This window comes from Pseudomonas sp. PNPG3 (genome assembly GCF_023093815.1).
GTDB lineage: Bacteria > Pseudomonadota > Gammaproteobacteria > Pseudomonadales > Pseudomonadaceae > Aquipseudomonas > Aquipseudomonas asiatica.
In genome coordinates, this window is record NZ_JALLKV010000031.1 from 24,043 (window position 1) to 41,716 (window position 17,674).

General features: G+C 59.1%; 15 protein-coding genes. 7 read left to right on the forward strand and 8 right to left on the reverse strand.

Annotated elements, in window-relative coordinates:
• Positions 1-54 precede the first annotated feature (54 nt).
• Together MJ643_RS19230 and MJ643_RS19235 are read left to right on the forward strand one after the other, a co-directional pair.
• Positions 55-1,173 carry a YCF48-related protein gene (locus tag MJ643_RS19230; RefSeq protein WP_038409864.1) on the forward strand — a complete coding sequence of 373 codons (1,119 nt, stop codon included), beginning with the start codon at positions 55-57 and terminating at the stop codon, positions 1,171-1,173.
• Positions 1,170-3,566: an MMPL family transporter gene (locus tag MJ643_RS19235; protein WP_038409863.1), complete on the forward strand. Its 2,397-nt coding sequence runs from the start codon at positions 1,170-1,172 to the stop codon at positions 3,564-3,566. The genes MJ643_RS19230 and MJ643_RS19235 overlap by 4 nt, the downstream gene beginning before the upstream one ends.
• A gap of 104 nt (positions 3,567-3,670) precedes the next feature.
• Here MJ643_RS19235 and MJ643_RS19240 read toward each other — a convergent pair whose 3' ends face one another.
• Positions 3,671-4,627: a LysR family transcriptional regulator gene (locus MJ643_RS19240; RefSeq protein WP_038409861.1), complete on the reverse strand. Its 957-nt coding sequence runs from the start codon at positions 4,625-4,627 to the stop codon at positions 3,671-3,673.
• Positions 4,628-5,000: 373 nt separating this feature from the next.
• On the opposite strand from MJ643_RS19240, the gene MJ643_RS19245 reads away from it, so the two are divergent.
• Positions 5,001-6,338, forward strand: a complete 1,338-nt coding sequence (locus MJ643_RS19245; RefSeq protein WP_047933054.1) for an FAD-dependent monooxygenase — start codon at positions 5,001-5,003, stop codon at positions 6,336-6,338.
• Positions 6,339-6,484: 146 nt separating this feature from the next.
• Here MJ643_RS19245 and MJ643_RS19250 read toward each other — a convergent pair whose 3' ends face one another.
• Positions 6,485-7,153 (reverse strand): IclR family transcriptional regulator, encoded by a 669-nt coding sequence (locus MJ643_RS19250; protein ID WP_247726983.1) that lies wholly within the window; start codon positions 7,151-7,153, stop codon positions 6,485-6,487.
• Positions 7,154-7,269: 116 nt separating this feature from the next.
• Between MJ643_RS19250 and MJ643_RS19255 the strand changes: the two genes are divergently transcribed.
• From MJ643_RS19255 to MJ643_RS19265, 3 genes are read left to right on the forward strand one after another with little or no spacing between them, the layout of a single operon-like run.
• The gene (locus MJ643_RS19255) at positions 7,270-8,799 is read left to right on the forward strand and encodes an MFS transporter (RefSeq protein WP_038409858.1); all 1,530 of its coding nucleotides are present in this window, start codon (positions 7,270-7,272) and stop codon (positions 8,797-8,799) included.
• The gene (locus tag MJ643_RS19260; protein WP_247726984.1) at positions 8,796-9,824 is read left to right on the forward strand and encodes an HlyD family secretion protein; all 1,029 of its coding nucleotides are present in this window, start codon (positions 8,796-8,798) and stop codon (positions 9,822-9,824) included. The genes MJ643_RS19255 and MJ643_RS19260 overlap by 4 nt, the downstream gene beginning before the upstream one ends.
• Before the next feature lies 1 nt (position 9,825).
• Positions 9,826-11,235 carry an efflux transporter outer membrane subunit gene (locus tag MJ643_RS19265; RefSeq protein WP_038409854.1) on the forward strand — a complete coding sequence of 470 codons (1,410 nt, stop codon included), beginning with the start codon at positions 9,826-9,828 and terminating at the stop codon, positions 11,233-11,235.
• Positions 11,236-11,296: 61 nt separating this feature from the next.
• On the opposite strand, the gene MJ643_RS19270 is transcribed toward MJ643_RS19265, so the two are convergent.
• Entirely contained in the window at positions 11,297-12,283 is a 987-nt protein-coding gene (locus tag MJ643_RS19270; protein WP_047933056.1) for an NADP-dependent oxidoreductase, read from the reverse strand.
• A 465-nt stretch (positions 12,284-12,748) separates the two neighbouring features.
• On the opposite strand from MJ643_RS19270, the gene MJ643_RS19275 reads away from it, so the two are divergent.
• On the forward strand, positions 12,749-13,642 hold the full coding sequence (locus MJ643_RS19275; protein WP_038409853.1) for a hypothetical protein: 894 nt from the start codon (positions 12,749-12,751) through the stop codon (positions 13,640-13,642).
• Between the two features lie 98 nt (positions 13,643-13,740).
• Here the strand turns inward: MJ643_RS19275 and MJ643_RS19280 are convergent, their stop codons facing one another.
• From MJ643_RS19280 to MJ643_RS19300, 5 genes are all read right to left on the reverse strand, one after another.
• Positions 13,741-13,935, reverse strand: a complete 195-nt coding sequence (locus MJ643_RS19280) for a hypothetical protein (protein WP_038409852.1) — start codon at positions 13,933-13,935, stop codon at positions 13,741-13,743.
• On the reverse strand, positions 13,932-14,513 hold the full coding sequence (locus MJ643_RS19285; RefSeq protein ID WP_047933058.1) for a sigma-70 family RNA polymerase sigma factor: 582 nt from the start codon (positions 14,511-14,513) through the stop codon (positions 13,932-13,934). Before MJ643_RS19285 ends, MJ643_RS19280 begins: the two co-directional genes overlap by 4 nt.
• Complete coding sequence (locus MJ643_RS19290; RefSeq protein ID WP_080708171.1) at positions 14,510-15,454, reverse strand: catalase family peroxidase; 945 nt, start codon at positions 15,452-15,454, stop codon at positions 14,510-14,512. Before MJ643_RS19290 ends, MJ643_RS19285 begins: the two co-directional genes overlap by 4 nt.
• 172 nt (positions 15,455-15,626) lie before the next feature.
• A complete protein-coding gene (locus tag MJ643_RS19295; RefSeq protein WP_038409851.1) occupies positions 15,627-16,064 on the reverse strand; it encodes a MarR family transcriptional regulator in 438 nt (145 codons plus the stop codon).
• Between the two features lie 30 nt (positions 16,065-16,094).
• The gene (locus MJ643_RS19300; protein WP_038409850.1) at positions 16,095-17,654 is read right to left on the reverse strand and encodes a DHA2 family efflux MFS transporter permease subunit; all 1,560 of its coding nucleotides are present in this window, start codon (positions 17,652-17,654) and stop codon (positions 16,095-16,097) included.
• Positions 17,655-17,674 lie beyond the last annotated feature (20 nt).

Below are 17,674 nucleotides of genomic sequence, written 5' to 3' on the forward strand. Positions count from 1 at the left end.
GAAGACGCGGCCCGGCTCGCGGGCCGCTTGCTAACCGATCGGTGGAATCAAGTGATGATCAGTCTGAAGTTTCACAACGTGTGCACGATGCTCCGGCTCCTCGGTTTGTCGTGTGCGCTGGCTGGCGCTGTCTGCGATGTCGCGTTCAGTGCCCCGATGGACCTGCTGGACACACCGGCAGCCCTCAATCAACACGCCGAAAAAGCGGTTTTACTGGCGATAAGCCGTGCAGGCCAGCGGCTGGTCGCCGTCGGCGAACGTGGCATCGTGCTGCTTTCCGATGACATGGGCCGCAGCTGGCGGCAGGCTCGCGCGGTACCCAGTAGCGTCGCGCTGACGGCGGTCGATTTCGTCGATGCTCATGACGGCTGGGCTGTGGGGCATGGCGGAATCATCCTGCACAGCACTGACGGCGGCGAAACCTGGGAGCGCCAACTGGACGGCAACCTTGCCGCTCAACTGGAGCAGCAGGCCGCGCAAGAACAGGTGGCGCTGGGTGCTGAAGGCGCACAACGGCACCTGGACAACGCCAGGCAGTGGGTCGCCGACGGTGCCGACAAACCGTTTCTCGACGTGCATTTCACTGACGCTCGACACGGCTTGGCAGTAGGGGCGTACGGGCTGGCGATGTTGACCGAAGACGCAGGGGCGCACTGGCGTTCGGTGACCGGCGAGCTGGATAACCGCGCCAGTCTGCATCTCTACAAAGTGTTGCAAGACCGTCAGGGCGTGATGATCGTCGGCGAGCAGGGCACGTTACTGCGCGCAAGCCGCTTGGGCGATTCCTTCAAGCAGGTGCCGACGCCGTATCACGGCACCTGGTTCGGTGCATTGCAATCGGGCTCCGGGTCGGAACTGGTCTTCGGACTCAAGGGCAATCTCTATCGCAGCGGCGACGCTGGCGACTGGCAAGCCATCGCAACAACCGAAAGCAGCAGCCTTACGGCGGGCAGAGAACTGCAGGATGGCAGCCTGGTGATAGCCAGTGAGGCAGGGCGGTTGCTGCGCAGTAGCGATCATGGAGAACACTTTCAGCCGTTGCCGGCCCGCGAACTCGATGGATCGCCCATCACCGATCTGGTGCAGACCGCTGATGGTGCACTAGTGGTGACCGGTCTGCGAGGCGTCAAGCGCCTCGATACCCTCGTCATGAACAAAGAGAATGAGCTATGAATGCGCACCATGAACTCGCCGCAGACGACATTGATTTGATGGCTCAACGAGGGTCATGGGTGGAGCGTTTGCTATTCGGCCATCGCGGGCTTTTCCTGCTGCTCTGTGTGCTTGCCACCTGCTGGCTGGGCTACAAGTCGACAGGGCTGGAGCTGAATGCGGCATTCGAGAAAATGCTCCCCAGCGGCCATCCCTACATCGTCAATTATCTGCAAAACCGTTCGCAGTTGGCAGGTGCGGGCAACACCTTGCGGGTCGTGGTCGAAGCCAGGGAGGGGACGATTTTCGATCCCGGGTATCTGGACACGGTGAAGAAGCTGACCGACGAGTTGTTCCTGCTGCCGGCCGTTGATCGGCCCTACATGAAATCGATCTGGACGCCTGCCGTGCGCTGGACGGCGGTGACGGAAGACGGTCTGGACGGTGGGCCGGTGATGCCGGATGACTACGATGGCTCTGCGCGAAGCCTGGTCCAGGTCAGACAAAACATCGAGCGCTCTGGCGAGATCGGCCAACTGATCGCGGACGATTTCAAATCCAGCATCATCCTGGTCCCGCTCCAGGAGCAGCGTGCAAGCGATTCGGCGCCCATCGACTATCAGGTGCTGTCCGAGCGTCTGGAAGCGCTGAGAACTCAGTATTCGTCCGAACGGATCGACATCCATATCACCGGATTCGCCAAGCTGGTGGGGGACCTGATCGAGGGCATGCGCCAGGTCATGGTGTTCTTTCTGGTAGCTGCCGCCATTTGCCTGGTCATTCTGATCGGCTACACGCGCTGCATTCGCAGTGCGCTGGTGGTGCTGAGCTGCTCGCTGGTGGCGGTGGTCTGGTTGCTCGGTGCGCTCGCCAGCCTGGGTTTTGTACTGGACCCTTATCTGGTGCTGGTTCCGTTTCTGGTGTTCGCGGTGGGTCTGAGCCATGGCGCCCAGAAGATGAACGGGATCACCCAGGACATCGGTCGCGGCGTGAGCCGGCAACTGGCTGCCAGACTGACCTTCCGCCGGCTGTTTCTGGTCGGCCTTTCGGCGCTGGTGTGCGATGTCGTCGGCTTCGCGGTACTGATGGTGATCGACATTCCGGTGATTCAGGATCTGGCGATCTGCGCCAGCATCGGCGTCACCATCCTGATTGTCACCAATCTGATGCTGCTTCCGGTCTTGCTGTCGTTCATCGGCGTCAGTGATTCGGCCGCCAGCCGCGCGGCGTCGCTGGCATCGACGGATCTTGCCGGTCTCTACCTCAGCAAACACCCGGTCTGGGCGTTTCTGGATCACTTTACCCAGCGGCGCTGTGCTGCGGTTGCGCTGCTGACAGCCGTGGCATTGGCGGCGCTCGGTGTCGGTTATGGCAGTCAGTTGAAGATCGGCGATACCAGCCCCGGTGCGCCCGAGTTGCGGGCTGACTCTCAATACAACCGTGACAATGCCTTTGTCGTCAGCCATTACTCAGCCAGTAGCGATGTCTACGTGGTGATGGTGAAAACCCCGCAGTTTGCCTGCGCGCTTTACGATACCGTGCGTTCGGTCGATCGCCTGGAGTTCGAGCTGTCGCAATTGCCCGGGGTCGAGAGCACCAAGTCGCTTGCAGGTCTGGCCAAGGTCGCGGCGAGCGCCATGAACGAAGGCAGCCTGCGCTGGTACGAAATCCCGCGTAACCAGGACATGCTTAACGCGATCATCACACGGGCGCCGAGGGAAATGTTCAACCAGAACTGCGATCTGCTGAGTGTGTACGTTTACCTGCGTGACCACAGGGCTGACACGCTCAACGACGTGGTCAACGTCGTCGAAGGGTTTGCCCGGCGCAACGACTCAACGAGCTACCGCTTCCTCAATGCCGCCGGCAACGCGGGGATCGAGGCGGCCACCAACATCGTGGTCAAGGAAGCCAATCGCAAGATGCTGTGGTTGGTCTATGCCGCCGTGATCATCATCAGCCTGGTGACCTTCCGCTCGTGGCGCGCAGTGTTGTGTGCGGTCTTGCCGCTGATGCTGACGTCGGTGCTCTGCGAAGCGCTGATGGTTTGGCTGAACATCGGCGTCAAGGTCGCAACGCTGCCGGTGATTGCTCTCGGAGTGGGGATCGGGGTGGACTACGCGCTGTACATCATGACGGTGATGCTGCGGTATCTGCGCGAGGGCGTCAGCCTTTCCGAGGCGTATTACCGCGCGCTGATGTTCACTGGGAAAATCGTCGTGCTGACCGGTGCAACGCTGGGCATCGCTGTTGCCACTTGGTATTTCTCGCCCATCAAGTTTCAAGCGGATATGGGCGTGCTGCTGGCGTTCATGTTCATCTGGAACATGCTCGGCGCGCTGATTCTGTTGCCGGCGCTGGCTTACTTCCTCTTCCCGTCAGCAAAGTCGCAACCATTTACGGCAAGTGCGTGAGCAATCGCGGGTAGTAACGGGAGATAAGGCGAGGTGGCCGGACACTGCAGGTATCGGGATTGCCGAGTCCTGCAGTGTCATGTCGATGGAGGCGAGGGATGCGTTCAGCAGTTTGCAAGGGCAGGGGTGGTTTCAGGGCTTTGCGACAGTCCCAGCCGTCTGTCCCATTCGGGCTCCATGGAGAATGTCGACGACAGCAAGTCCAGGAACAGCTTGACCTTGGCGGTCAGGCGATGAGACGTCGGGTAAACGGCGGAAAAGTAGGGGGTATCGGTCTGGTAGTCCGGCAATACGCGGACAAGGCGCCCCTGCAGCAAGTCTTCGCAGGCCACCATGGTAGGAAGGTAGGCAATCCCCATGCCGCGACGGGCAAACTCTTGAATGAGGTGCACGCTGTTGGAGCGCAACGCTGGCGTCAGGGTCACCTCGCTCTGTTGCTGGTGCTCCTGATTGTTCAGCGACCAGCGGCGCCAGGGGTAATAGCGGTAACAGGCGAAGTCGTGCAGGCAAAGATCGTCAGGTGTTTCGATGGGCGGCTTGCCTTCCAGATAACCCGGAGTGGCCACGAAAACGCCGCGCATCAGAAACAGACGTCGTTCGATCAGCGAGTCGGAAGCCGGGGGGAATATCTGCAGGACGATGTCATAGCCTTCCTGTACCGGGTCAACGACCTGATCATTGGCGAAGACATCGAGTTGCACGTTGGGGTGGCTTTTGCGGAACGTTTCGATGACCTTCGGCAGGTGCTCCAGGGCGAAGCCGTTAAGCGCCGCCACTCGCAGCGTACCGCTGACGGAAGCGCAGGCATCGCGCGAGCGTTGCGAGAGGGCTTGCATGTGATCGATCAGTTCCTGGCAATCGGTGTAATACGATGCACCGACTTCGGACAACTTCACGGCCCGGCTGGAGCGGTGAAACAGCGAAACACCCAGGTGCTCTTCCAACTGTTGCACCCGGGTGGTGATGACCGACTTTGCCACGCCGATCTGCCGGGCGGCATTCGCGAAGTTACCTGCTTCCGCGGCACGCACGAATGCTTCGATACTCAAATAAATGTCCATGCTGTGCCTCTATCTTTTTTGTTCTGAGGGCCGGCGGACGGGTATCGATGTTTGCGATACCGGACCGGTCCTTCTGCTGGCTTGACGAGCGCTTTCCTTGAAACATGGCACGTCTTGCGCTTCAGCTTGAGCAGTCGCCGGCGACAAAACAACAGGGCCGTGGTTCGTCATTCGCAAACCTTGCGATTGCCAAATCAGCACCAGATTACTTGGGAACCCGATGGCCCACAAATCCCGACCGGCCCGTTCGCGAACCGCAAACCCTGGCGTGTTGCCTCGTCAAATACTGCTCGTTAGCCTTTGCCGACGCGTCTGATGCTGCTGTTTCTGCGTCAGATACTTGTGTGCAGCTACCTGATGGGAAAAAAACAATATGGAAAGTATAGAGGGGGTGGTGGTAGTCGGAGGCGGGGCCGTCGGCCTGCTGACCGCGTTGATACTTGGCAAGGCTGGCGCCCGGGTCGTGGTGCTCGAATCCGGACCGGACGTTTCACCCTCATCCTGGCCTGTGGCCTATACGCCCTCCGCTATTGCAGTACTGGAGCGGGCCGGATTGCTGGAGGACATCTGCAAGGCCGCCATACGCACGGATGATGTCGCCTACCGCCATGCCGATGGAAACCTGATCGCCCGGATGGAGTGGAACGCGGTGAGCGAGGACAGGGAACACCCGTACATGCTCCTGCTCGCACAGCATCATGTTTCCGGCGTGATCGTCGAGCACTTGCGCAGGCTGCCCAATGTCGAAATCCGCTGGAACCATCAGGTCAAAGGCCTGGAGCATGACGGCTCCTGGGTCACGCTGAGCAAATGCACCCCGGGAGGCGATAGCGAACTGCGGGCACGCTGGGTGGTGGGAGCCGACGGGGCGCAGAGTACGGTACGCAAGCATCTGGGGGTGAGTTTCGATGGCATCACGTGGCCAGAACAGATGGTGGCCGTGAACGTTTTCTACGACTTTGCCCTGAACGGCTATTCCCGAATCAACTTTGTGCACGATCCTGCCGACGCCGCTGCCGTCATCCAGCTCGACCAGAGCGGTCTGTGGAGCGTTTGTTATGAAGAAGATCGCGCATTGTCCGAGGCCGAGATCCTCAAGCGCGTGCCTTTGCGTCTGGCGCGCCTGTTGCCGGGCACGCCGACACCGGATCAGTTCCGTGTCGAGCGCGTCCGGCCATATCGTGTTCAGCAGCGCTGTGCCGGGGAGTTTCTGCGCGGGCGGGTGATTCTCGCCGGCGACGCGGCACATATGGCGAACCCGATGGGCGGCTTGAGTTTGTCCGGCGGCGCCGTGGATGCCGAACATATCGCACTGTCGTTGCTGACCGAACTCAACGAAGCAGCGTCGGATTCGGCGTTTGAGGAGGCGCTGATCGCCCACCGGCGGAGGGTGCTGGAGCTGATATCACCCACGGCGACACCCTATTTGAGCTGGAACAGCGAGTCTGACGCCAGCCGGCGAGCGCAGGACATCGCGCTGTTTGAGGTAGCCGGGAATGATCGCGCGGTCATGCGCTGCTTTTTGCTGGATTTCGAGAGGATCAACAGCCGTCGTCCGAAATCCGTGATGGCCTGGCTGAAGGCGTTGCCCAGCACGTTGAGGTGGTCGGTCCGCCTTGCAGGGCAATGGCTGTCGCGGATCACCATCCAGCCCCCGCTCTGTGTCCGCAATGGCTGTGGGACCCATATCACCCCTCAGTATTTCGAATAGCTCAAGCGACTGGGCGGTGCCGATAGGGGATCGGCACCGATTCGATGTGGAACCCCTGCCTAGCCCACGCTACGCAGGGCTTTGTTCAAACCATCCTGGCAGATCAGCAGCGCTTCCTTGATGCTATCGAGCGCTGTTTGCAGGCGCTAGACCGGGCCGACCACGTCAATGGCGTAACTGCCTTGTGGCGTCTGCAAGCCCACCGCCACAGCCCCCACGCCTTTGGTGTGTTCGTCAAAATCGTAGGCGAAACCTTCTTCACGGATAAGCTGCAACTGGGCCAGCAACTGGCTCATCGTTGGCGTTTGCGGCGTCAACGGCGTGAGCTCCGGCCCCACCAGCTTGATGACCGCATCATCGGACATTCTCGAGAGCAGAACCTTTCCGCCTGACGTGGCGTAGATGCTGAACATGTTGCCTGCGACAGGCGATACCCGCAGGGCCTGGCCGGACACGACCGAATGCAGAATCAGCAGATTGTCGCCGTTGGCGGTTTCCAGCACCGCCGTTTCGCCTGTCATCTGGGCCAGCTTTTCCAGGAACGGGCGAGCCTGTTGCGTGATATCGACATGGCTGTGGGAGGCCAATCGCATCAGGGCCGGGCCCAGGCAAACGCCTCCGGCCCCGTGCAACTCCAGCAGCTCTTCGATCACCAGAGCGTCGACCAGTCGCTGGACCGTGGAGCGAGGCAGCTCAATCCGTTTGGCGATCGCGCCCAGACTCAAACCGTTCGGTTCGCTTTCCAGGCAGCGCAGGATGGCTGCCGCTCGGGTAATCACTTGTATGGCACTGCGACCGGACGACGGTTCTGTCATGTATCTTGCCTCTCGTATCGTTGATCGGTACAGTGTACCGAAATAAAAAGCTGTCCCTAAATTCTAGCGCAAGTTTCGCGCTGGGCCTGTTCTGACATCGATTCCAGGAGCCTTGTGTGTCGCCACCCGCTGCCCCACCCGCTATCACGCCGTTTGGTTGGCGCCTTGCCATTGGTCTGGTAGGGGTACTGATTGCCGCGCTTTCGTCAGGTATCAACGACCGGGTCACTGAAATCACCCTGATCGACACGTTGGGTGTCTTTGGTCTGGGCCATGACGAAGGCACTTGGGTCAGTACTGCCTACGCTGCCGCCGAGGTTTCGGCGATGCTGATCGCGCCGTGGTTGGCGATCACGTTCTCGATACGTCGGTTCGCCATCGTCGCCACCGTGGCGTTCGCGCTGTTGGGCGTGGTGATTCCGTTTGCGCCCAATCTGGCGACGCTGCTGACGTTGCGCGTGCTTCAGGGACTGGCAGGCGGGGCGTTGCCGCCGCTGCTGATGACCGTGGCCCTGCGGTTTCTCCCCTGGAACATCAAGCTTTATGGCCTGTCAGCTTATGCGCTGACGGCCACGTTCGGTCCCAATCTGGCGATGCCGCTGTCGGCGTTATGGACAGAGCACAGCGACTGGCGTCTGGTGTTCTGGCAGATCGTTCCGGCCGGGCTGGCAGGCGCGGCACTGATTGCCTATGGACTTCCCCAGGATCCGCTGCGCCTTGAGCGACTCAAGCAGGCGGACTGGAAGGGGGCGTTGCTGGGCATCGGCTGGATTTCCATGCTGGTGGTTGCACTCACTCAGGGCGAGCGTCTCGACTGGCTGAACTCGCCGCTGATCGTGGTGCTGTTGCTGGGTGCGGCGGTGTGCCTGCCGCTATTCCTCTTGAATGAATGGTTTCACCCATTGCCGCTGTTCAAGCTGCAGTTGCTGGAACGGCGCAATTTCGCCTACGGGATCATGACGTTGTGCCTGTTCGTGATCGTCGCCACTGCTGGCAGCGCGATTCCCGCAGCCTATCTGACCGAAATTCAGGGTTACCGACCGCAGCAGGTGATGCCTATTGCCTTGCTGATTGCGGTACCGCAGCTGCTGCTGGCGCCATTGGTCGCGTTTGTGATCAACCGTCGCTGGGTGGATTCGCGTTATGTCCTGGCCACCGGGCTGTGCCTGCTGACGGCTGCCTGTATCGGCGGATCGCTGATTACCAGTGAGTGGGTACGCGAAGATTTCTACGGCCTGCAGGCGCTGCACGCGGTCGCTCAACCCATGGTGGTGGTGCCGCTGTTGATGAATGCCACCGGCGTCATCGCGCCGATGGAGGGGCCGTTCGCGTCTGCCATGGTCAACGCGCTGCGCGGGTTGGCGGCTGTCATCGCCGGCTCCGCGGTGGAGAACTTCCTCACCCAGCGCGAGCACTTCCATTCCAATATTTTGTTGAACGCTTTCGCCTCCCGTCAGCCGACGTTGGCGCAGCCACTGGATCAGGGTTCGATCCTGGAGCTTGCCGAGCGGCTGCGCGAGCAGGCGTTCGTGCTGAGTTTCAGCGATGCGTTTCTGGCGTTGTTGCTGGTCATCGCGGCGCTGCTGTTGATCCTGTTGACCCTCCCCAAACGAGCCTATCCACCGCAACCTCCGGTAACGCCATGAAACATAGAACTTCTCTTTCTCTCATCACCGCAGCCGTGGCGGTGTGCGCCATTTATGGCGGTTATCGTCTCTTGAGCGGCGGAACGGTCGAGACCACCGACGATGCCTACGTGCGTGCAGATTCGGTTTTCGTGGCCCCTCGGATCTCCGGGCAAGTGGCAAGGGTCGCCGTTGAAGATAACCAGATGGTCAAAGCCGGCCAATTGCTCGCGGAACTCGACGACCGTGATTTCGTAGCCGCGAGGGCAGCGGCGGCGGCAGCTGTACAAGCCGCCGAGGCTGAGCTGAAGAGTCTGGGCGCCAATATCGAGCGACAGGCGGCGGTGATTGATCAGGCGGCCGCGACGACCCGTTCCACGGTAGCTTCGCTGAAGTTCGCCCAGGCCAATGCGCAGCGTTACCTGAACCTGTCCAACTCGGGCGCAGGCACGCAGCAGGAACGGCAGAAGGCCGAGTCTGAACTGTCGGGCCTGCAAGCCGGGCGTGATCGCGACGAAGCTTCTCGTGTCGCCGCGATCAGGGCACTGGACGTGCTCAAAGCGAAGGTCGACGTTGCCAAGGCAACGTTGGCCAAAGAGCAAGCGAACCTGCAGCAGGCCGATCTCAATTTGTCCTACACCAAAATCACCGCGCCGCAGGACGGTATGGTCGGACAGCGTTCAGTGCGAGTGGGCGCTTATGTTTCGCAGGGACATCCATTGCTGGCTGTGGTCCCGTTGCATGAAGCATTTTTGGTCGCCAATTTTCGCGAAACTCAGCTCAAGCACATGCAGCAGAAGCAACGGGTCGACATTCGCGTAGACGGTTTTTCCGGACACGCTTTTACCGGATATGTCGACAGCGTCGCGCCGGCCAGTGGCGTGTCTTTCTCGGAAATCGCACCGGACAACGCCACGGGTAATTTCACCAAGGTGACCCAGCGCATCCCGGTAAAGATCGTCTTCGATGAGAATCAGGCTGACCTGGACCGGCTCCGTGTCGGTATGTCAGTGGTGGTCAGCATCGACACGGCTCAGGTGCTATGACATGAGACGCGTATTTTTGATGCTGGCCATCGCCAGCGTGGGTGCCTGTACGGTCGGGCCCGATTTTGAGAAGCCGCAGACGCAGTTGCCGGACAGTTGGCAGGCGCCGGCGCGGACGGGCACCGCCATCGGCGCGGTTGTCGATAGCCAGTGGTGGCAGCAACTGGGCGATGCGCAACTCACCTCTCTGGTGAAGCGTGCTGCGCAGTCGAACCTGGATGTGCGCACGGCAAGCAGCCGTCTGGAGCAAAGCCGGGTGATGCGTCAGGTCACGGGCAGCCAGCAATATCCGGGCGTCAGCACCGGTGGCAGCTATCAACGTCAGCGCAGCAGCTCCGAGGGGCTTCTCGACCCTTCGAACCTTAACGGCAAGGCGCCCTATGAGCTGTGGGATGCTACTGTGGACGCCAGTTGGGAACTCGATCTGTGGGGGCATGTGCGGCGTAACGTTGAAATGGCCGATGCCGACATTCAATTGACTCAGGCTCAGCGCGACGGGGTGCTGTTGAGCATCGCTGCGGAAACCGCGACCGATTACATCCATCTGCGTGGTATCCAGGCGCGGCTGATCGTGGCCAGGCAGAACCTGGAAATCGCCCGACAGAGCGCCCGGTTGACGCAGAATCGCTTCGACAACGGCGTTACCACCAACCTCGACACGGCCAACTCCGCTGCTCAGGTCGCGACAATCGAAGCGACCATTCCGGTACTGCGCGCGCAGGAAGAAAAGCTGATCAACGCGTTGAGCTACCTGCTGGGCGAGCCGCCTCACGCCCTCAGTGCCGAGCTGCTGACAGTCAAAGACATCCCCCATCCAGCGCCGGAAGTGCCGGTCGGTTTGCCCTCCGAGCTCGCCCGGCGGCGCCCGGACATCCAGCAAAGCGAAGCCGCATTGCACCGTGCCACTGCAGCGATCGGTGTAGCCAAAGCCGATTTCTACCCGCGGGTCAGCCTGGGGGCCAGTGCTGGCTTCCAGGCGATGAACGGGTCGGACCTAGGGGCCTGGAATTCGCGCCAGTGGTCATACGGACCGAGCCTGTACTTGCCGATTTTCCAGGGCGGCCGGCTGACCGGCACGCTGGAGCTGCGCAAGCGCCAAGAGCAGGAAGCAGCGTTGGATTATCAAAAGGTCGTGCTGGCCGCCTGGCATGAAGTGGACAACGCGATGAGCGATTACGCCGCAGAGCAAGAGCACCATGCGGCGCTGGAGGAAGCCGTTCGGCAGAACACGCTGGCCCTGAACACCGCACGAGATCGCTACAACCAGGGCGCCACGGACTTCATCAACGTGCTCACCGTACAGCGCGCGTTGTTGGCCACGCAGAGTGATCTGGTCGACAGCGCGACGGATGCTGCAATCGACAGAGTGCGTTTGTACCGCGCCCTGGGTGGTGGCTGGCCGAGGACCTGATTCCCGGCACACGCCGTACCCGGCGGTCGGGCGATCGATACAGCGGATCGCCCGACGCCTTTCAGATCATGCTGATGATCATCTTCCCCGCAGGGCGCGGCCGTGTGCCGTCCAGTATTTCATGGACTTCTCTGGCACGTTCGAGTGAGAAGACCGGACCGACGTGGGTTTTCACCTTGCCCGCGTTCAGCAGCCCGGCAATTGTCGACAAGGCTGCGGCCGATACGTCCACCAGAAAGAAAAACGCCGTCACGCCGTGGCGGGCAGCTGCGGCCTGATCGGGGTTGGAAACGGCCGAGACCAGAAGCCCCCCTGATTTGAGCACGGCGAAAGACTGGGTCTGGGTATCACCCCCTACGAGGTCCACCACAAGATCAATGCCTTTGACCGTGTCTTCGAAGCGCTCGGTCTTGTAGTCAATCACACGGTCTGCGCCGAGTGCTCGGACATACTCTCGATCTTTTGCCGACGCTGTCGTGATGACGTGAGCGCCTGCATCCCTGGCGAATTGAATGGCGTACGCACCGACACCGCCAGCCCCTCCATGCACAAGCACCGTCTGCCCGGGTTTCAGGTGGCCCTTGTCGAACAATGCCTGCCATGCAGTCACGGCAATGACGGGGACAGAAGCCGCCTCGGCTGCTGTCAGCGCATCAGGTTTGCGCGCGATCATGTTCGCCTGGGCAAGCGCGTAGTGCGCATAGGCACCGGTGAACTGCCCGTTGGTCACGCCGAAGATTGCATCTCCCACCTTCAAGGCAGACACCTCGGGCCCCACCGCGACAACGACGCCGGCGAGGTCGGAGCCCAATGTCAAAGGCAGGGGCTGGGGAAGGGCGCTGTTGCCTGATCTGATCCAGCCATCCCACGGTCCGACGCCGGCAGCGCCCACTTGAACCAGTACCTCACCGAGCCCCGGGGCTGGTGTCGGAATCGTTTCTACGGAGATGCATTCAGGGCCGCCGAAGTGATGCACCCGGGCAGCGAGGGTCGTTGCAGGTATTTGCGTAACGGGCTGGCTGCTGGTTGTTGCGTACTCCTCGTTCATGGCGTACCTCGGTGGTTTTTGAGAGAGATCCCGGGATCTTTGGCCGGTGAGTGTAGCTCGCCGCGCTGTCTCGCCATGTTGAATTTAATCAATATCGAGTGATGACCGGTCATTTAAAGAGTTAGTTCGGTTGTTTATGTTGTAAGCGCGGTTTTATAGCGCCATCGCGTTGTAGCTATATACAGGTATACCAATAAAGAAATAATCGAATAGTCCAATTCCTTGCCGTGGCAGATAAGCAGTTTTTCATTAAAATTTATTTGTCTTGATAGGGCGCGGGCAGATATCTATCCTTAAGTAACGTTGGTGATGGCCGAAATATTATTTGCCTCTTCGCAGAAGTTTTAATTTTCATTTCGTGTCGCAAAAAAACACGCTTCAGGCCCTGACGTCATCCAGTGTCGGCGCCTGCATTTGTCTTGTTTCGAGGCGCCGATCAAGCGCCAGTACGCCAAGGAAGTCAGCATGATAGTCAACAACGTTTCAAATACCGCATCGTCGGCTTACGCCAATGCCTCACTACGAAAGACCGCGTTCGATGCAGGTGTCAACGGCTCAATCCCTCGGGCTTACGAGACCCATCAGCCTGACGAGAGCAATCAGGTTGACGGTGTAAGTCTTTCAAGCACGTCGGCGCATTACAGCCATTCCATCGCCAACTATGCGGTCTACTTTCCGGCGCGTCCGGGCATGGCCGCCGATGCTCTGGTACTGGGCGTATCGCAGCCGGGAGCCGTTTCTAGTTCCAAGGGAAAGTTGTTCCCGGAAGTGGCGTCCGATGTACGGTCGCGCCTGGATGACAAATACGCGCTGATGAAAAGCAGCGGAAAACCGTACGACGGTAGTGACACGGACCGCAATTCGCTATTGGGCGATCTTGATCGCCGCTCTTTATACGCTGTGGCCACCAACCAAGGAGGCCAATTCAGTGCTGAAGAACAGGCCGCCGCCAAAGGGCTGATGCGTCAACAAGAACGGCTCGCCACCGGTTATTACAGTGGGCCTGAGGATCAACAGAAAAACTTTACGGATCCTTATGCGAACGACCCGGTAGGTCGTGCCAAGGCCGCACTAGCGTTTCTGGAAAACATGAGCCCGGAAGAGAAAGCGGCACCCGAATGGCTGGTTCAGCACCAGACGCTGAGTGATGCCCTTGAGCAGACTGGCAGCGACAATCCGACGGCCAAAAAGGACAAGGGACATTTTCACAACCTGTCCGAAATCCTTGCCGGCATAGACACCGACGGTTCGGAAGAAAAGCAGACTGCTTTGGGCAGTGGCGAGGGTTCTAACAGCTATGTGTTTGAACAGGTCCAGACTGCACTGCGCGCGCAGCAGAGTGCCGCGGACGCGGAATGACCTGAAAGCCCATCCAGCATCTATATCGATGCTGGATGGGCTAGTTACCTTGTCTTCACCGACATTTGTCATCCCGAGCCGGTTTCAACGGATCCGCTTTACTTGGCCAGCAATTCGTCCAGTTGGCCGAACAAGGTAGCCAACTGCCGTGCAGCCTCTGTGCAGTTGTCGCATGTCGTCAGATGTTTACGCAGTGCGCCATGCTCATCCTGCGTCAGCGCTCTGTCCCGTTCGTCACAAACCAGCATTGCAGCATCGCGGCAACTGATATCGCACTCTGAGTCGTTCGTCATAAGAGCTCTCCCCAACCCCGTACCACGCACTCACGCAGGCGCAACCGCGCGCGGTGCAAAATGACCCGAAGGTTGCCGGGTGTCAGGCGCGTCTGCGCGACGATCTCATCAATGTCCATGCCTAAATACTCTCGCATCAAAAACAACCTTGCACTTTCTCCAGGCAGGGCGTGCATGCAGAGTTCGACCAGCTCTAGCGCTTGTTGATGCACCGCTTCTCCCTGAGGACATTGCGTACTGACAAAGCGAGCCGGGCTCCAGCCTCCTGCCTCGGTGAACATGCCTCCCTCGTTGGGATCTACCGTTGCGGACTCCAGCGACTCGAAGCGGTAGCTACGACGGAAGATATCCGTGACCTTATGCCTGAGAATTCCCACCAGCCACGCCCGCATCAATCCGCGCCCGGTGAAGCTCTGAATGGATGACATTGCAGCCAGCAAGGTTTCCTGCAGGGCATCCTGGGCATCGGCGTGGTTTCCCAGTTGTAACAGCGCCAGGTTCTCAAGGAACCTGCGATGTTCCAGTAGCCCAGCTGGCCAAACGGTGCCGTCAGCCGAGTGAGAAGGGCGAGTGCTCATCTCTGGCGTCTGGCCATCGATACGCCGTAGGCCGCTCCTCGGGCTTTCAGGACCGAATCATCGGGATGGCTTTCGATCCCTTGGGGAAGCTGAGCGGGTGTGAACACCAGGCCTTCGCAAGTCTGGAGTGGAGCGAGTGCGCTGATTTTCAAGTGCCCCAGTTCGATTGCAGCCCCGCCGTCACTACTCCACAGTACCGAAGGATCAGTCAGCGAATCCCCCGGCGCCGCAGGCTGAATCAGCAATGTGAACTCGACCAGCCCCCTCGCGAGGCGTGACCCCAGTTCGTCTTCGAGAAATTTATCGGGTAAGCCGGCTTCTGCTTCAGCATCCAGATACTCCGTGCCGGCAGACGGCAGCATCTGCAAACGCCCCCACAAACTCTCGCCTTGAGCATTGGTAAAGCGGAATGCATGTGTGGCGAAATACGGGGTAGTCGCATAAGACGCAGGCGCTGGGTGTGATGCCAGCAGCGCCGGTTGTAATTTCCCGTCGGGGAACCGTGCTTCGTACGCCCTGATTTTTTCGGGGTCAGGCTTCTTGGTCTCCGGATCAGGCACTCGGGCCCGCAGAAAATGGACAAATGATTCGGGTGTAGCAGCAAAGAACACCGGCTCAGAGATCATCAGCAAATCGAAGGTCTCGTCTGCGCCCTGCAAGCGCACCGATAAACCGCGTACCGAACGGCTCTTGTCAGAGATATTGGGATTTCCGCCACCCACTGACCATCGCACGATTGCTGTTGATGCGCGGGTGAAGAGGGGGGCACGAACGTGGCGTGAAGCATCGCCAGCCGGTACGAAAATGCCTTCGGCGCAGAACCCCTTTGCATGGGATGCACGTGCTTGAGGGTGGCGACCAAAGACGTTGTTCAACGAATCGATCAACAGTTCCGGCGCAGAAAAGGTCGATGTCGCAAGGGTGCCGTCAGGGGTATTCATGAACGCTGGCCTCCGTCGGCCGAGAAAATTAATTCAAGCTGATATCTGCAAAAAAGCTGCACCGATTGATGCAGTTGCAGATATGTCGAGGGAGGGGCTGTATTCGTTACAGGCAGAATGAGATTTTTGGGATTAAGGGGCAGAAATGCACCCTGTCCAGCCAGCTTTGGTTCTATGACTCGATGAATTTATCGAGCAGGCGGCGAAATTCATCGAATTCTTCCCGGCTGAAATGTTTCAACCGTGCGTTGAGTACTGGAGGAACGATTTCCGGGATATGAGCAGCTACCTCCTGCCCTTTTGCGGTGAGCGCCAGGTTGACGATGCGACGGTCGTCATCGCTGCGTGAGCGTTCCAACAAACCTTTGTCTTCCAGCTTGTCCAGTGTCCGCGTCATTAACCCGGTGTCTATTCCCAGCAGGGTCGACAGCTCAAACGGGGTGTTCGCCATCGCGCGATGAAGCGAAAGCAAAATGCCCATTTGCTGGCTGGAGATGTCGTGTTCTTTCAGCGCCGCGTCAATTTCTGCTGTCACCAAGTTACGAGCCTTGGCCAACGTAAAACCGACGCTTTGGGTAAGCATGAAATTTCGTTTGTTGTAGTGATTCACGGTCCCTCCATCGGTGAAACAAGGTCATACCTAGTGTGCACTAACGTTCGCCGCCGATGCAGTCTGTTTTTGAGGATGTGTTATCCAGATTAGCGGCACGATTGCCACGAAAACCACCGAAGACAGCCAGAACATGTCGTTAAGACCTAGCATGGCGGCCTGCGCATTCATTTTCGTCTCCGCAAAGGCTAACGCTTGATCAAGGCCTACGTTCAGCTTGTGCTGCAGCGACGAAATAAACGCTGTGAACGTCGGGTTATAGACCGACAACTGCTCGGCGAGCCGCGCGTGGTGCTCGATGGTGCGGTGGTTCCAACCGGTGGTCAGTAATGATGTACCCACTGCGCCGGCAAAAATCCGAACGAAATTCGACAGGCCTGCAGCAGCGGGGATTTTTTCCGGAGGCAAGCCTGAAAGGATGATGGCTGTCAGCGGCACGAAGAACAGCGCAGTCGGAATTCCTTGCAGCAAGGTTGGAAGCACCAGGGTGTATGCATCGACGCCGGTGGTGTAATGGGAGCGCATGAAAAACACGCCTGCGAAGCCTAGAAAGGCCAACGTCGCCAGAATTCTTGCATCCGTCTTTGGCATGATTTTGCCCATCACGGGGGCGAGTATGACGGCGAATATCCCAAGGGGCGCCGTGACCAAGCCAGCATCTACCGAGCGATAGCCTAAGTAGCCTTGAATCCACTGGGGAAGTAGCACCAGATTGCCAAAAAATATGGCGTAGGCCACCGATATCGCGAGGGTTCCGCCGAGAAAGTTGCGCTTGGTAAACAGCCGCAGGTCAATGATCGGCCGGTCATCGGTGAGCTCCCAGATCAGAAAGAACAGGAAGCTGACCAGAGCGAATACCGCGAGTGCGCAAATTAACGGTGAGCTGAACCAATCCAGATCTTTGCCTTTATCAAGCATGATTTGCAGCGATCCAACCCATGCAATAAGCGAAATCAGACCGACCAGATCAATCGGTAGTCTGCGGCCAGGGGTGTCTCGATCACGATAGATCGCCCAGATAACACCCGCAGCAAACAGTCCTACTGGAATATTGACATAGAAAATCCATGACCAGCTGTAGCTGTCGGTGATCCACCCACCAAGCGCCGGGCCCGCAATGGGTCCGACCGTGGCTGTCATAGCCCAAAGCGAAAGAGCACTGGAGCTTTTGTGCTTCGGAAAAGTCCCGAGCAAAAGAGACTGGGACAAGGGCACAAGCGGTCCAGCAGCAATACCTTGAAGCACTCTGGCGGCGAGCAGTATCGGAAGTGTGGGGGCGATTCCACACAACCATGATGCGAGGGAGAACAGCAGGATTGCTGCTACAAACAGACGCACCTGGCCCAAGCGCTGCGATAGCCAGCCAGTGAGCGGGATTGAAATTGCGTTTGCAGCTGCGAAAAGGGTGATGACCCATGTGCCCTCATCCACCGACACTCCCAAATTGCCTGAAATAGTGGGGATGGCGACGTTTGCGATTGACGAATCCAGGACATTCATAAACGTGGCAAGGGAGACCGCGAGCGCACCAAAGAAGAATTTCGATCCGGTAAGGTCGGGCAGCGGGGAGGGCGCAGTTGCAGAGGGCATCGAGCCTCCAGAGTGAACGG